Source organism: Methylobacterium sp. J-030 (genome assembly GCF_022829545.1).
Classification (GTDB): Bacteria; Pseudomonadota; Alphaproteobacteria; order Rhizobiales; family Beijerinckiaceae; genus Methylobacterium.
In genome coordinates, this window is record NZ_JAKSYM010000240.1 from 1 (window position 1) to 896 (window position 896).

General features: G+C 68.5%; 1 protein-coding gene and 1 pseudogene. Both read right to left on the reverse strand.

Features of this window, described 5'->3' with window-relative positions:
• Window positions 1-370: pseudogene (locus MKK75_RS17630) on the reverse strand (hypothetical protein); the annotation flags it as partial.
• Entirely contained in the window at window positions 367-750 is a 384-nt protein-coding gene (locus MKK75_RS17635) for an NAD(P)/FAD-dependent oxidoreductase (protein ID WP_244043839.1), read from the reverse strand. The gene MKK75_RS17635 and the pseudogene MKK75_RS17630, both read right to left, overlap by 4 nt.
• Window positions 751-896: the final 146 nt, after the last annotated feature.

Consider the following 896-nt stretch of genomic DNA (forward strand, 5'->3'; position numbering starts at 1 on the left):
CCGGCGAGGTAGGCGCCCAAGACGCTGAAGGCGCCGGACTTGACGCCGCGCCGGCCCCAGATGCCCCAACCCCCGTCCACGGGACGACCAGGCCCGCGAGGCAGAGCCCCAGAACGCGGAAGGCCGGGGACTTGCCCCCGCGGCTGCCCACGCTACCCCACAACGCGGCCACCGGACGCTCAGGCTCGCGCTCGCGGCGCGTCAGGTCGGTGAAGATCGCCCGCTCGCCGGCGGTGAGCACCTCGCCCCTGGACGCGGTCAGGATGGCGCGCCACGGCGCCCAGGTCTCGCCCGGCAGGATCTCCCCGAAGATGGCGGGATCGGCCAGGGCCTCCCGCATCGTGCAGAGGGGGCGACAGGCCGGGTTCATGCCGGGCGCCTCGCGTAGCGCTCACGGACGCCAGGACGCTCAGGAGCCTTCGGAGGGCCCATCCTGCGGGCCTGCCGGTCCATCCGGTCGCCGATCTGGCCGAGGGCCTCCAGATCCACGTTCTGGCCGCTGGCCATGGCCGCGTGCAGCTTGGCCAACTCGACTGCCAACCCAGCATAGGCACGGGCCGCCTCGCGCTGAGTGACGCTCATGGCGGCTTTGCCGCCGCGCTCGGCCTCCACCTCGTCCAACACGGACTTGTAGTGTCTGGCCGCCTCGGTGCTGCCCGGCACGGTCACGAGGAACGGCCGGCTGCCGTTGGCGAGCGCAGAACGCTGCTTGGGGGAGCGAGGACTTGCAGGTTGAGCTTGGAACGACATTCGACCGCTCGACTGTGATCTGCTAAATATAGGGCGGATCCGTCAAATTGTCTAATATCCACAAGTATAGTCCGTGGGCGTTCCCAGGCATTCGCTGGCGTTCTATTCGTGATCAATGGCTTTGTGTTTGCGCATTGATAGACGCG